Origin of the sequence: Flavobacterium aquidurense (assembly GCF_001404985.1) — a bacterium.
Taxonomy (GTDB): Bacteria; Bacteroidota; Bacteroidia; order Flavobacteriales; family Flavobacteriaceae; genus Flavobacterium; species Flavobacterium aquidurense_B.
Map to the genome: position 1 here is coordinate 720,836 of NZ_JRLF01000012.1, position 14,674 is coordinate 735,509.

The 14,674-nt window shown below is 33.8% G+C and carries 11 protein-coding genes; 6 read left to right on the forward strand and 5 right to left on the reverse strand.

The genetic code is table 11. The features are described 5' to 3' along the window. The first annotated feature begins 243 nt into the window (after positions 1 to 243). The 3 genes from chiA (at position 244) to RC62_RS14930 (ending at position 8,292) form a co-directional block, all read left to right on the forward strand. Positions 244 to 4,989, forward strand: a complete 4,746-nt coding sequence (chiA, locus tag RC62_RS14920) for a T9SS-translocated chitinase ChiA (protein ID WP_055096538.1) — start codon at positions 244 to 246, stop codon at positions 4,987 to 4,989. A 631-nt stretch (positions 4,990 to 5,620) separates the two neighbouring features. After that, the gene (locus tag RC62_RS14925; RefSeq protein WP_055096540.1) at positions 5,621 to 6,394 is read left to right on the forward strand and encodes a TlpA family protein disulfide reductase; all 774 of its coding nucleotides are present in this window, start codon (positions 5,621 to 5,623) and stop codon (positions 6,392 to 6,394) included. A 278-nt stretch (positions 6,395 to 6,672) separates the two neighbouring features. Then, positions 6,673 to 8,292 (forward strand): ABC-F family ATP-binding cassette domain-containing protein, encoded by a 1,620-nt coding sequence (locus RC62_RS14930; protein ID WP_055096542.1) that lies wholly within the window; start codon positions 6,673 to 6,675, stop codon positions 8,290 to 8,292. A 61-nt stretch (positions 8,293 to 8,353) separates the two neighbouring features. On the opposite strand, the gene RC62_RS23010 is transcribed toward RC62_RS14930, so the two are convergent. The 5 genes from RC62_RS23010 to RC62_RS14950 all read right to left on the reverse strand — a co-directional run bounded on the left by RC62_RS23010 (position 8,354) and on the right by RC62_RS14950 (position 12,192). Further along, entirely contained in the window at positions 8,354 to 8,527 is a 174-nt protein-coding gene (locus tag RC62_RS23010; protein WP_165606662.1) for a hypothetical protein, read from the reverse strand. 524 nt (positions 8,528 to 9,051) lie between these two features. Continuing rightward, positions 9,052 to 9,450 (reverse strand): VOC family protein, encoded by a 399-nt coding sequence (locus RC62_RS14935; protein ID WP_157472530.1) that lies wholly within the window; start codon positions 9,448 to 9,450, stop codon positions 9,052 to 9,054. A gap of 44 nt (positions 9,451 to 9,494) precedes the next feature. Beyond that, complete coding sequence (locus RC62_RS14940; RefSeq protein ID WP_055096546.1) at positions 9,495 to 10,676, reverse strand: YCF48-related protein; 1,182 nt, start codon at positions 10,674 to 10,676, stop codon at positions 9,495 to 9,497. Positions 10,677 to 10,840: 164 nt separating this feature from the next. Beyond that, positions 10,841 to 11,257 carry a hypothetical protein gene (locus RC62_RS14945; RefSeq protein ID WP_055096547.1) on the reverse strand — a complete coding sequence of 139 codons (417 nt, stop codon included), beginning with the start codon at positions 11,255 to 11,257 and terminating at the stop codon, positions 10,841 to 10,843. A 176-nt stretch (positions 11,258 to 11,433) separates the two neighbouring features. Continuing rightward, on the reverse strand, positions 11,434 to 12,192 hold the full coding sequence (locus RC62_RS14950) for a toxin-antitoxin system YwqK family antitoxin (protein WP_055096549.1): 759 nt from the start codon (positions 12,190 to 12,192) through the stop codon (positions 11,434 to 11,436). 165 nt (positions 12,193 to 12,357) lie between these two features. On the opposite strand from RC62_RS14950, the gene pyrR reads away from it, so the two are divergent. From pyrR to RC62_RS14965, 3 genes are all read left to right on the forward strand, one after another. Next, positions 12,358 to 12,897, forward strand: coding sequence for a bifunctional pyr operon transcriptional regulator/uracil phosphoribosyltransferase PyrR (pyrR, locus tag RC62_RS14955; RefSeq protein WP_055096551.1), 540 nt, complete (start codon positions 12,358 to 12,360; stop codon positions 12,895 to 12,897). A 93-nt stretch (positions 12,898 to 12,990) separates the two neighbouring features. Beyond that, a complete protein-coding gene (locus RC62_RS14960; RefSeq protein WP_055096553.1) occupies positions 12,991 to 13,632 on the forward strand; it encodes a DUF6891 domain-containing protein in 642 nt (213 codons plus the stop codon). Positions 13,633 to 13,717: 85 nt separating this feature from the next. Continuing rightward, entirely contained in the window at positions 13,718 to 14,644 is a 927-nt protein-coding gene (locus tag RC62_RS14965; protein WP_055096555.1) for an aspartate carbamoyltransferase catalytic subunit, read from the forward strand. The last annotated feature ends 30 nt before the right edge of the window (positions 14,645 to 14,674 follow it).

Here is a 14,674-nt window from a genome sequence, read left to right on the forward strand (position 1 = left end):
TGTTTAATCTAATTTTTAAAAAAAATTAAATAAATATCAATCAGTACTATTCGCTAATGATTATGGATAATCGGTAATAGTAGTATTTATTTTTAGAAGTAATATGAATTCATTTCCAGTGGGTTGCAATGTTTTTTATTTGCAATTTATTGAATCCCAGTTGTTGTATTTACATGCTTTTTTGAGCGTGTAAGGTATCGTAATTGGAATATTTATTTTCTATTAACCAATATTAATTTAATTATGAAACATTATTACAGATTGCTTTTTTTGTTACTGTTTCCCTTACTTGCGTTAGCTCAACCAGCTCACGGTAAAAAGGTAGTAGGGTATTATGCGCAATGGTCTATTTATGCCCGGGATTTTAATGTCCCTAAGATAGACGGGAGTAAATTGACGCATTTAAATTATTCGTTTTATGGTACAACTTATGATCCGGCACATCCGGAGAATACAAAGTTGTTATGTTTAGATTCCTATGCTGATTTTGAGCATATGGAAGGTGGAATTCCGTGGGATGCTCCTGTAAAAGGGAACTTTTATGACTTAATGAAACTTAAGGAAAAGTATCCGCACTTAAAAATCTTAATCTCTGTTGGAGGATGGACCAAAGGTCAGGATCTTTCTCCAATTGCTGCAAGTCCTGTAGCAAGAGCCGCTCTGGCTGCAGATATGGCAAACTTTATTACCAAATATCCCTTTATTGATGGATTTGACATTGACTGGGAATATCCTCTTTTAGGCGGAACAGACGGTACTGAAGTAATCAACGGAGCTCCGATTCCTCCACAAAAGTACAGTCCGGACGATAACAAAAACTTAGTTTATTTATTAAAAGCAATGCGTCAGGCAATGCCAAATAAATTAGTTACGATTGCAGCCGGAAACAATGTTCGAAATGTATCTAAACAATATTTAGGGCCAAACAACAGAACACAATACGGAATGACAGAAGATATTTCGACTTATTGTGATTACATTACTTATTTTGGATATGATTTTGGTGGAAACTGGTACGATAAAACGTGCTACAATGCTCCTTTATATTCCAGCGGAAATACAAATGATCCGCTATACGGGGCAACACAATCAGAATCATTAGACGAATTAACGAATCAATATTTGAACGTTGTTGGTTTTCCTGCGAACAAATTAATCATGGGATTGCCTTTTTACGGGAAAAAATTTGATAATGTTGCCAATAACGGAACCAATCCCAATTTACCGGGATTATTCGTTTCTGCACCAAGATATATAGTTTCCGGATGTACAAATCCTCAAAATCCAACAGGAACATGGGATGGTCCGGCAGCTTGTGAAAAATCAGGAAGTATCGAAATATGTGATTTAGTGGGGAACCCCGTTACAAATTCACATGCTTATCTGGATCCAAACACCATGCAGGTTACATCAAGTGCAGCAGCTGCAGGATGGGTACGCTATTTTGATAACACAACAAAAGTACCTTATTTATACAATGCTACTTTAAAACAGTTTATCTCTTATGAAGATAAACAATCTATGGATTTAAAAGTACAGTATATTAAATCTAAAAATCTTGCCGGAGGTATGATCTGGGAATTGTCTCAGGATACCAGAGGATCAGTTCCAAATGCATTAATCAATCAGGTTGATACTTCATTTGGCAGCGTTGTTCCGGGAACGGTAAGCATTGCAGGTTCAGTAAAAAATGGTTCAGCTTTAGTGACTGATGTTACAGTTGAACTGCGCAATGCCAGCAATTTAGTATTACAAACGTTAGTTTCTACTGGAGGTAATTTCACATTTAGCAACCTGACTTCAGGACAAAATTATACGCTTACAGCTTTAAAAGCGACTTATACTTTTACTCCTGTAACACTTACAAACGTTACTGTTAATCAAACTGCTGTTGTTATCAACGGATCACAGCAAACTTATACCGTAAGCGGAACGGTTCTTAACGGATCAACTCCGGTTTCTGGTGTAACTGTTACAGCTACTTCAGGATCAACAGTTTTAACTGCGGTTTCTAATGCAAGCGGAGTTTATAGCGTAGCAGGTTTAGGAGCAGGTCTTAATTTTACGGTTACAGCTGCAAAATCAGGATTTTCATATACTCCGGCTTCTACGGTTTATAATGCAATAAGTGCCAATCAAACGTTGAATTTTACTCAAGGTGCGGCAGTTGTTAATTATACAGTAAGTGGTACTGTTTTAAACAATACAACTCCGGTTTCTGGTGTAACTGTTACTGCTTCTTTTACAGGAGGAAGTTATGCAGCTGTTACAAACGCAAGCGGTGTTTACTCACTTAGTTTGCCTTCCGGCGGAAATTATACCTTGACTGCAGCTCTAACAGGACAAACCTATACACCGGCTTCAACAGTTTATACTAATTTAGCGGCCAATAAAACATTAAACTTCTCACAGGATGTTGTTGTAATTGGAACAAACAAAATTAGCGGAACAGTTAAAAATGGAGCAAATCCTGTTTCTGGTGCAAAAGTAGAATTGGTTTTACCATGGACAGATAACACACACAACTGGAAAAGCGTTATCGCCGTATCAGATGCACAAGGAAAATATAGCTTTGATAATGCAGTTGTTGCAGGATATACAACCGTTACAAGTCTTAAATTAAATTCTTGGGAAAATGGTGAAGTAAGCTATTTCCCAAATAATCTGGCCAACTTTGCAGTTCCTGCAAACCCAACGGTTTATAACTTCAATACAAGCTCTACAGCAAAATCAGCATTGGCTGCCGCAAACCTAATCAGCGGAACAGTTAAAAACGGAACAACTCCGGTTGCTGGTGCAAAAGTAGAAATCGTTTTACCTTGGACTGATAATACCCATAACTGGAAAAGTGTTTTAGTAACAACAGATGCATCAGGAAATTATACTTTTGATAATTCAGTTGTAGCAGGTTATACACAAATTTTAAGTCTGAAATTAAATGCATGGGAAAATGGTGATGTGACTTATTATCCAAATAACTTAACCAACTTTGCAGTTCCAACAACAGCAACTGTTTATAATTTTAACAGACAAGCAGTGGTTGCGACTAAACCAGTGGTTAGCATTACAGCGCCTACAGCTTCGGCAATTGCTATAAATTTAGGATCAGCAATTAATTTTGTTGCAAGCGTTGGATTAAGTGCTGTTGATGCGACTACAATCTCATCTGTTGTATTTAGTTTAGATGGACAAAGCCTGAGCGCTACCAATTCTTCGGGAACTTATACAGCGGTTTGGACACCTGTAGCAAATCAGTTTTCGCTTTCTCATACATTAACCGTTACGGCTACTGCATCAAACGGAACAACAGATTCAAAAACATATAGTTTTACATTAAATTGTTCAGGTGCAAACTGCCCTAATTCATTACCTGTAATTACTTGGAATTCACCATCGAATACAACTGTAAACCAAAGTACTTTCCAGGTTGTGCCAATTTCGGTTACAGCTGTTGATAGTAACGGATCAGTTTCAGGTGTTACTATTACAATAAATGGCGGTACGTTTAACATGACAGCAGGTACAAATAATACATATACGTATAATTTTACACCATCTGCTTATCAGGATTATCCAGTTGTAATCAAAGCAACCGATAATCAATCTGGTGTAACTACATTTAACAATACAATTAAAATTGCTCCAGTGAGCACAAACAGATTCATTCCGCTTCCATCTAAAATTATTTTAGGATACGCACATTCTTGGGAAAATGCTGGTGCACCATTTTTATATTTTTCTCAAATGGTAGGAAGTAAGTTTAACGTAGTCGATTATTCTTTCGTAGAAACAGTTAATCGCGATGGTTACACGCCAGTATTAACTACAAATGACAATAGATATTTGACTAATGGTGTTTTCAATAAGCAATTGCTAAAAAATGACATAAAATCATTAAGAGATAGCGGCGTTCCGGTTATTGTTTCTATTGGAGGTCAAAATGGTCATGTTGTTTTGGACAATGTAACTCAAAAAAATATTTTTGTTAATGGTCTGAAAGCAATTATTGATGAGTATCAATTTGACGGAGTTGATATTGATTTTGAAGGCGGATCGATGAATTTTAGCGCAGGAGGTTTAAGAGATATTTCGTATGCGGGTATTTCTGCTTATCCAAGATTAAAAAACGTAGTAGATGCTTTCAAAGAATTAAAAGCGTATTATGGCCCTGGATTCTTATTAACTGCAGCTCCGGAAACACAATATGTACAAGGAGGATATTCTACCTATACAGATACTTTTGGTTCATTCCTGCCAATCATTCAAAACTTGCGTAACGAATTAGATTTGTTAGCGGTACAATTGTATAATACAGGAGGAGAAAACGGATTAGATGGTCAATATTATGGTTCAGCTAAAAAAGCAAACATGGTAACAGCCCTAACTGATATGGTGATAAAAGGATATAACATTGCAACAACAGGAATGCGTTTTGATGGTTTACCGGCTTCAAAAGTTCTTATTGCATTACCAGCTTGTCCAAGTGCAGCAGGCAGCGGTTATTTAACACCGGCAGAAGGAATTAGTGCCATGAATTATTTAAGAACAGGAACTACTTTTTCAGGAAGAACATACACTATGCAACCAGGCGGGCCATATCCTTCTCTAAGAGGTTTAATGACTTGGTCTGTAAACTGGGATGCATCTTCTTGTGGTAATTCATCTGAATTATCTAAAGCATATGCCGCATATTTTGCATCGCAATCATTCGCAAAAACTTTAGCGCTTGACAAAATCGAGGTAAAAAGCAATACAATCGTTTACTTTAAAAATAATGCATTATCGGTAACAAACGAAGCCGAAGATGTTGCACATGTAGACGTATTTAATACAATTGGACAATCATTGGTAAACTACCAAAATGTTCAGAATAATAAAGAAATACTGCTTCAAAACCAAAGTTTCTCAACTAAACAATTGTTTATAGTTGTGGTAACAGACAAAGCAGGAAATAAAAAATCATTCAAAGTAATGAACTTTTTAAACTAAGGTTCAATGAATGAAAATCTAGAAATAAAATATTGGAACGGTTAAAATTGAGTTTGGTTATTTATTTTTTAATCTAATTTTTATTTCGAATAAATGTGTCGAATTTAGGTGATTTGTTATTTGGTTTTCACCCGAAGGAGCGCATTATGAACCTGGCAATCATGTTGCCAGGTTTTTTTGTTTTATAATTAACTAAAACGATAATGATTTTTTTTAGGAGCTATTTCCTGCTATACGTTCCAATCTTTTGCGCCGAACCCCGGCACAAAAAGATTTCCACTTCTATCAGGGCTAGTACATTCGGTTTCATAGAAAGTTACAGTTTAAATTCACATTATTAGTTTTCGAAAAAGCAAAGTAACCACAATATTGTCATTTCGAAGAATGAGAAATCACACACGGAACTCGACAAAGATTGGCGATATACTTTACAGAATTTCCAATGTGATTTCTAATTCTTCGAAATGACAAAAAATGAAGTAAAAATAATCCTCGTAATAAAAAATCCGCATAAATCCGCGTTTTCGCGATAGCGAATCCGTATCATCCGCGTGCCATTTCTCCACAATTAAACCTAAATTAAAAACTATTTTAAGTACTTTTGACTTTAGAATAATTGCATAAAAACTTCATGAAGAAATCGATCACCATTATAATCACATTTTTATTTTTCACTTCTTCCTTCGCCCAAAATAAATTCGGAAATCCAGAAGTTGATCCCATTCAAATTCAAAAAACTTTTGGTGATTGGTCCGTTTATCAAAGCAAGAAGATTATGCTTTCCCGAGATTTTACAGCAATTGATTTAAATTCAAAAGAAATCTCAAAAGAAGCATTTTTAGATCAATTGGCAAACGGAAACTTTATTCCGATAAGGTTGAAATCAGAAGATTCGGTTTACTATTATAAGTTATTCCAGATTCAGCCCAAATCTGACACAAGTATAAAAGCAACCATCAACCAAATTGGTTTTGACGCCTATAAAAATTTCGAAATGGAAGGAAAACCATTTCCTAAATTTTCTTTTAAAGATTTAAACGGAAATCTAATTTCAAATGAATCCATGAAAGGGAAAATCATAGTTATAAAATGTTGGTACATTCACTGTACGCCATGCATAAGAGAATTTCCTCAGGTCAATAAATTAGTTGAAGAATATAAAAATAGAAAAGATATTCTTTTTATAAGCTTAGCCGAAGATTCTCCGGAACAATTGAAAACATTCTTAGCCAGAAAACCGTTGTCTTATGATGTAATTCCGGATATGAAAGTTTACATGAACGAAGCTTTACAGCTCAATTCATTCCCAACACATTTTATTTTAAACAAAGAAGGAATGATTGCAAAAGTGTTGCCTAATTTCGAAAGTTTAGAAGTAGCGCTTGCGAAAGAAAGTAAATTGTAGTTTGATTTAAACCATATAAGTAATATAAGATATTATAAGTTTAGTGAAATTTGCACGCAAAGTCGCAAAGTTTTTCATCTTTTTTAGGTTAATAAGTTTCGTTTAAATGCACTTATATAACTTATATGGTAGAAAATTTTCACACAAAGTTGCTTTTCTTTGCGCCTTTGCGTCTTTGCGCGAAAAACTCTTTCAGGTGAAAAACTTTGCTCCATTGCACCTTTGCAACTCTGAACCTTTTTCCGTACTTTTGCACCAAATTAATTAAAAAGACATTCATGTTAACAGTCAATAATTTATCAGTTCAATTTGGCAAACGAATTTTGTTTGACGAAGTAAATACCACATTCACACACGGAAATATTTATGGAGTTATTGGAGCCAATGGTGCTGGAAAATCTACTTTTCTAAAAATCATTTCAGGCGATATCGATCCAACTTCTGGTCATATTCATTTAGAACCAGGAAAACGTATGTCGGTTTTAAACCAAAATCACAACATGTTTGATGAACATACTGTGTTGGAAACCGTTTTGATGGGAAATAAAGTTCTTTATGCTGTTAAAAAAGAAATGGATGAACTTTATTTAGACTACAACGACAAAAACGCAGACAGAATAGGGGAGCTTCAGGTTCAGTTCGAAGAAATGAACGGATGGAATGCAGATTCTGATGCTGCATCAATGTTGTCTAACTTAGGAATCAACGAAGAACACCATTATACATTAATGGGAGATCTTGAGGGAAAAATTAAAGTTCGTGTCCTTTTGGCACAAGCACTTTTTGGAAACCCTGATTTGCTTATTATGGATGAGCCTACCAACGATTTGGATTTTGAAACCATTTCCTGGTTAGAAAATTTCTTAGCAAATTATGAAAATACTGTAATTGTAGTATCTCACGACCGTCACTTTTTAGATTCGGTTTGTACACATATTTCTGATATTGATTTTGGAAAAATAAACCACTATTCAGGAAACTATACTTTCTGGTACGAGTCTAGCCAATTAGCGGCGAAACAACGTGCACAGCAAAACAAAAAAGCGGAGGAAAAGAAACAGGAATTAGAAGAATTTATTCGTCGTTTTAGCGCGAACGTTGCCAAATCAAAACAAGCAACATCTCGTAAAAAAATGATTTCTAAATTGAATATTTCTGATATTAAACCTTCAAGCCGTCGTTATCCGGCGATTATCTTCGATCAGGATCGTGAAGCGGGAGATCAGATTTTGAATGTTGAAAATTTAGAAGCTTCTGTAGATGGAGATCTTTTGTTTAAAGGAGTAGATTTGAATATGGCAAAAGGCGATAAAATCGTTCTTTTCTCTAAAGATTCACGTGCTACAACCGCTTTCTACGAAATCCTGAACAATCAGCAAAAAGCAGACGCAGGAACTTTTGATTGGGGAATTACAACCAATCAGGCTTATTTACCGGCTGAAAACCATTCTTTCTTCGAGAACGATTTAACATTAGTAGACTGGTTACGTCAGTACGCAAAAACCGAAGAAGAGCGCGACGAAGTATTTATTAGAGGATTCTTAGGAAAAATGATTTTCTCAGGAGAAGAAGCTTTAAAAACAAGCCGTGTATTATCAGGAGGAGAAAAAGTACGTTGTATGCTTTCAAGAATGATGATGGAAAGAGCAAATATCTTAATGCTTGATGAGCCAACGAATCACTTAGATTTGGAGTCGATTACAGCTTTTAACAACTCTTTGAAAAACTTTAAAGGATCTGTAATTTTTACTACACATGACCACGAGTTTGCACAAACTGTTGGTAATAGAGTAGTAGAGCTTACACCAAACGGAGCAATCGATCGTTATATGACATTCGATGAATACTTAGACGACGAGAAAGTTCAGGAACTAAGAGTAAAAATGTACGCTAAATAAAATATAGCTTTAAATAAAAAAGAAATCCCGTTCACTTAAATGAACGGGATTTTTTTATGTTTTATTTTTTACCAAAAAGCTTAGCGAATATAAAGATGATAATCGCAACAATAAAGATTACGATAAATATCCCGAATCCCATTCCGGCTTTAAAAATGTCTCCAATAACTTCGCAACTTGTAAATGAAAATAGTATTACGAATACCATTAACAAACGTGTAATGTTCTTTTGCATGATTTTGCTGTTTTAATTATTTTAAAAAGAATTTTGTATTCTAATTATCGTACAATAAAATTACTTCAAACATCAAAAAAATGTCTTACACAATTAACTTCAAAAGTTCTATGATTTGGATTAACCCTAATAGAATATCACGAATATTCAAGAAAGAGCCATCGGCTCGATCCATATTGTAAGGCTATCCCGAAGCTTCGGGATTAATCCAGTCAAAAATAATAATCATCGTTCTACAACGGATTAAAATCCGTTGCTACAATATAAATCATTCCTACGGAATTTTAAAATTGCATAAATCAGATCGATCTTATTTTTTTGCAAATGTTTTTGATAATGAAAATTACTATCTGTTGTAAAAAAAAGCTCCAGCGGAGCGTTATATTTATAGCTAAACAATAGGTTATTTGATAAAAAGCTCCAGCGGAGCGATATATACTACCCTGATGGGGTTTTTATGAAACCCTATATAAATTGCTATAAATATAACGTCCCTCTGGGGCTGGTATTTTAGTAAAGGAATATTATCCTAACATTTCAATCAACTGAATTTTATTCCCGCAAGTATCATCCAAAATGGCAATTTTTACATTTCCCATTTCAGTTGGTTTCATGCTGAAATCAACGCCGATATTGATCAATCTATCATATTCTTCCTGTAGATTATCTACATTTAATTGCGTATATGGAATTCCGGCTTCAAAAAGGGCGCTTTGATAGGTTTTAGCCGGTTCAAAATGATTGGGTGCCGGTTCCAGTAAAATTTCAACTCCCTCAGGTTCATCTTTAGAAACTACAGTTAACCATCTGTTGTTTTCGCCTAATGGCACATCATGTTTTATTATAAAACCCAATTTTGAGGTATAAAATTGTAATGCCTTTTCCTGATCCAGAACCGGGATTCCTATGACTTTTACTTTCATAATTTTATATTTTAAATTGATTACTTTACTGCACTTTACTCCTTTTATTTTTTAATGATTAATTTTTTAGTAGCCGAAAATTGACCCGCTTTAATTTCAACAATATAAACACCATTACTTAAATCTTTTACATTTACCGTTCTTTGGTTACCATCTAAAATCTTAGATTTTACTTTAACGCCATTTGCATCAATAATATTTACCTTTAAAGTCAAATTTTCATCATTATGATAATCTACTGAAAAAGAATCAGATGTAGGATTTGGATACACAATAACCGCAGCATCTTCTCTGATATTTTCAGCAGTTCCTAAAGTGGCTACATCAGTAATTATTTCTCCTTGATCTGTCACGGCAATAAATCTGTTATTAATGTAGATAATATCGTTTATGCCTTTAGCACTGCTTACTCCTGAAACTTCTGATGTCCATGTTAAACCACCATCAATAGTTTTTATTATTTTTCCCTGAGCTCCCGCCGCATAGCCTGTTAATGCGTCTTTGAAACAAATAGAATACAACCAGCTTGTAATTCCTGTAGTTAAAACAGACCACGTTTGTCCTCCATTTATTGTTTTAAGAACTGTACCCGTTCCTCCGGCTATAAAACCTGTATTTGTATCTAGAAAAAAGATATCATATAGATTTTGCGTAGTTCCGCTGGCTGTTGTAACCCATGTTGCACCGCCATTTGTTGTTCTCTTAATTTTACCACCATCTCCAATACAAATACCGGTATTTACATCAAAAAAATGAACCTCTTCTATTCCGGTCGTTAATCCCGATGCCTGAGTTGCCCATGTTGTTCCGCCATCAGTAGTTTTTCTGATTGTTCCTGCATCACCAACTGCATATCCGGTAGTTACAGTAGGGAAACTTACTGATAATATTGCATAAGGACTTGCATTTGGATTCTGATTTGTCCAGATTACACCAGCATCTGTAGTTTTTGCCACAATGTTATTATTGCAGCCATAATAGCCAACAGTTGCACTTGGGAAAGAAAAACTATTTATTAAAAAATTGCTAATCGATTTTGATGTCCACGTTGCGCCGCCATCAGTAGTTTTTAAAATAGCAGTGTTTCCACCAATATATCCATTTTGTGCATCAAAGAACTTAATAGTCCATAAATTCCCGGCGTATGGCGATGTAATTTTAGTCCATTGCGCATGGCTGTTTTGTAAAACAATTAAAGATAATACTAAGAGTAATTTTTTTTTCATATTTACTGTGTCTGTGTTTATCGTGTTGACGCCTCACATTATTAAAGGTTGAAAATAGGAATAATTATTATGTAACGTTCTTGAACTTTGTGTTGATTTTGATGAAGCCAAATTACTTAATTTTTGTATTATTCTTCTTAAAAATATTTGTTTTTTCAATCTTATCAATATTCTTTTCGTTCAAATAATAATATTCTGTTTAGATCTTTTTCAATTGATTCCAAATAATCATTTTCGGTTAAATATCCGTCATAATATTGTTTCCACGGAGAAGTCTTATTTTCATTTGAGTTCAAATGTTTTTGGATATTATTTAATATGATTTCACGATTAAAAATTAGGGTATTAAAATTTTCTATGCGATCATATTCTTCTTTGTTAAGCAGAATATTATAGAGTTTCTCTAAATTAATTTTGAAATTATTTTTGCCTAAAACTTCAATGGTATATTCAATATCTGATAATTCAGGATCGATGTATAAATTGAAAATTGGCGTTATAACATCGTAAGGTTCTCCCCAGTTAAATTTCTTTTCTTCAATATAACAATGTGGGAATGTGCTTTTATCGATGTAAATCATTTTTTTTTAATGGTTGAATCAAGATTTAGTTTTTGTTGAGATATTCGCTTTGTTGAGATGGGAAAAATTTCCGCGCTATCGTTGAACATGCGTGCGCGGGATATAAAACAGTATAATATTCAAGATTTGCATATGCTCCGTGACTCCGTAAAGAATTTCAGATTTATAGATAATTCTTAATTATGCTTTACAAATATCTCTTTTGAGAAATACCTGCTTATTTTTATTACCTGAGCATCTGCAGAATCATTTGAAATTAATTTATAATCGATAAACTTTTCTTCTATTTCACCAGTAATTTTCATTCTTCCTTTTTTATAAGCATATATGCCAAACCATGGATTTGATTTTTGGTTTGCAGATATTCTAAATTGAAATGTATCTTTTTTTGTTTCATTTTCAGAGTATCTGTTATCAATAATAATTGACAAAAAATGAAAATCTTTATATCCTCTCTTATCAGTATAAAATTCATTTGAATCAATCAAGTTTTTGCCAATTTTTAGGGTATCTGGTATGTTGAATTTAAAAAAGGAACTTTTCGAATAGTTGATGTCTCCAGCTTGTGAATATGAAATGTATTGATTTTTAAACGTTTTATTTTTAATCTTAAAATATTCTATTCTCGTTATTATTTTACCGTTTTGATCAAAAATAACCCACCAGTTTTGTCTTAGTCCATCGTAAAACATGCCTTTTTCTTTTATCTTTCCATTTTCAAAGTATATAAAAGCAGAATCAGGAGTTTTACTATCATTTCCTTTTGCTTTTAAAATGCCATTTTCATAATATTCTTCAAAATTTCCATTTGGGATGCCGTTATCATCTAACTTTATTTTTGATTTTAGATTTCCATTAGGATAATATTCTTTTTTAAACTTTTCATTATTACATGAGAAATTTAAAATTAAAAAAAAGAGAAATAATTTTTTCAAATTTGATGATTTTGGTTATTTGTGAAAAGTAATATTTTTAAAATAAAAGATAATATATATTGTAAATAAAATCGATCATCTCAAAAAAAAATATTTCCCTTCCCAACACCCCAACAAATAAATTCTGATTTCGTATATTTGCCCAACCAAACATTACACTTAATTATGAGCCAAAAAGTATTACTTAATTCAAAAGAAGTTACTATCATACTCCATCGTTTGGCTTGTCAGTTGATCGAAAAACACCTTGATTTCTCGGATACTATTTTAGTCGGGATTCAGCCAAGAGGCGTTTTTTTAGCTGAACGTTTAAAACAAATATTAGAAAACGAATACAAAGTACCTGAAATTTCTTTGGGTTACCTTGACATCACTTTTTTTAGAGATGATTTTCGTCGTACTGATAAACCGCTGGAAGCCAATAAAACACAAATAAATTTTATCGTCGAAAACAAGAAAGTTATTTTTATAGATGACGTATTGTTTACCGGACGAAGCATTCGTTCTGCTTTAACTGCAATTCAATCTTTTGGGAGACCTTCAGAAATTGAATTGTTAGTGTTAATCGACAGACGTTTTAGCCGTAATTTACCTATTCAGCCCGATTATCGTGGTCGTCAGGTAGATGCTATAAATGGCGAAAAAGTAAAAGTGAGCTGGAAAGAGAATGAGGGAGAAGACGCCGTTTACCTGATAACGAATTAGTTTAAATGTTTAATCGCAAAAACAAAACGATTAAACATTTTTAATAAATAGAAAAATAAAAGGTTAAACAATTAACCGATTAAACAAAAAAATATGACAGAGAATGAAGTTTTTATTTATGAATCGATTTTTAATCAGGTCAGAATGGGATTTCTTTCTCTTGATGAGATTCAGGAAAATATCTTAGAAGAAATTGAAGATAACGAATTTGAAGACGAAATCTCAGAAGAGTGGGCTTTTGATAAAATAAGAGAAGAATACCAAAAGTTACTTTCAGAAAGTAAACTATGGGTAAGTCCAACAGATACTGAAAGACTAATAAAAGCGTTTGATGAATTGGGTGATGAAAATATCATTGCACTTCACAATGCAGGTTACACCACAACCGACGGTGAATATGAAGTAGTTGAGGTTGAAAGAGAATTGCAGGAAAACGAAGTAGAGTCTGATGGATATTGCTTTTATCACGAACAGGATTTAGCCAGAGCAATCGATATTGAAAATCCGGGTTTGTATATCGCTTTTCAAAAAGTAGATAATTCAGATGATACAATTACAATAGAAGTTGGAAAACGAGTTGCTGAAGTTTTAATAAATAACGATTTTAAAATAAAATGGGACGGCTCTGCAAGAACTAAAATTGAAATTCCGGGTTTTAGATGGCAAAAGATTTTTGATGAAGATGCAAGAGATCTTCAGGATTACAGTGAAGTTGTAGACAGGATGGTTCAATAGAGTAGCTGCTCTTAAAAGAAATATTGAAAGGCTGAATGTTTCAGGAATTCAGGAATTTGACAAATTAAATATTAAAGAAATAAAAATGAAAGAATTAAGCGTAAATCATTTATTAGGAATAAAATACATCAACGAGAATGATATTAACCTGATTTTTGAAACTGCCGATCATTTTAAAGAAGTCATTAACAGACCCATTAAAAAAGTTCCTTCATTACGAGATATTACCATTGCTAACATTTTCTTCGAGAACAGTACCAGAACAAAACTTTCGTTTGAGTTAGCACAAAAACGATTATCAGCAGATGTTATTAGTTTCTCGGCAGCCCAGTCTTCCGTTAAAAAAGGAGAAACTTTAATTGATACTGTAAATAATATCCTTTCCATGAAAGTTGATATGGTTGTAATGCGCCACTCCAACCCCGGAGCGGCTTATTTTTTATCCAAAAATGTCAAAGCAAGTATTGTAAACGCCGGAGACGGAGCACACGAACATCCTACTCAGGCACTATTAGATAGTTATTCGATTAGAGAAAAATTGGGCGATGTAGCCGGAAAAAAAGTAGTTATTGTAGGTGATATTCTGCATTCTAGAGTTGCCTTATCCAATATATATGCTTTGCAGATGCAAGGTGCAGAAGTTAAAGTTTGCGGACCAAAAACCTTGATTCCAAGATATATCGAATCACTGGGTGTTACGGTTGAACCGAATTTAAGAAAAGCCTTAGAATGGTGTGACGTAGCTAATATGCTTCGGGTACAAAACGAACGTATGGATGTGAACTTTTTTCCATCAACACGTGAATATGCACAACAATACGGAGTAGACAAACCATTATTGGATTCTTTGGGGAAAGAAATTATAATCATGCACCCGGGACCAATAAACAGAGGGGTAGAGATTACCTCTGAAGTTGCCGACTCTGATCATTCGGTGATTTTAAATCAGGTTGAGAATGGTGTTGCAATTAGAATGGCGGTGATTTATTTACTGGCTTCTAAGATTCAATAGTTTTAGTTTTCAGTCGCAGTGGCAGTTTTC